Origin of the sequence: Streptococcus sp. HMSC10E12, assembly GCF_001807855.1 — a bacterium.
GTDB lineage: Bacteria > Bacillota > Bacilli > Lactobacillales > Streptococcaceae > Streptococcus > Streptococcus salivarius.
On sequence record NZ_KV791102.1, the window covers coordinates 1 to 666 of the forward strand.

The following is a 666-nucleotide window of genomic DNA, read 5'->3' on the forward strand; positions in this document are numbered from 1 at the left end:
CATCTTTAAGTGTTGCAGTAATCACACCGTTGTTCACAGTGATATCAAATTTATCTGTTACTTCTGCGCCTGTTACTGAATCGTAAGCTTTAATCTTCGTAGCGTCAAGATCCAATTTAGTTTCATCGTAGTCATCTGAGATTCCTACTGATTGGATGTTGTCCTTGTTAGCTGCGTCGAATTTAGTTGTATCCAACCATACTTGGTAAACCAACTTATCGCCACGTTTAACAGTCTTAGTATTCAAGTTTTGAGCTTCGTTGTTGTTTGTATTATCGACATATGGGTTCGCATTTGTATCTGCGTACTTGTCTGCCAATTCTTTATCATCATCAACGAGCTTGTCACCAGTGATATCGAATTTCTCTTCAGAAACAACATATTTCTCTGGTTGGAACTTAGGTTCTTCCGGAGGAGTTACACGGTTGTTAAATTCTTTGTCCGCAATGTCGCCAACAGTCGCGATAAGAACTTTAGCTGTTCCATCGTGTTTAACTGTAACTGTTACATTCGCTTTCATTGTGTCGTATGTAACGGTTGCGTCAGTTCCTTTAACTTCTTCTACTGTGTAGTTGTGAACGCCTTCGTCACCCTTCTTGAATGACATAGCTGAGAACTTAACGTTACCTGAAGCATCGTTGCTTACAGTTTCAAGAGTCTTACCTT

The 666-nt window shown here is 39.8% G+C and carries 1 protein-coding gene; it reads right to left on the bottom strand.

The features are described 5' to 3' along the window. A partial coding sequence (locus HMPREF3112_RS11745) for an SspB-related isopeptide-forming adhesin (protein WP_305366754.1) occupies window positions 1-666 on the bottom strand: 666 nt, incomplete at both ends.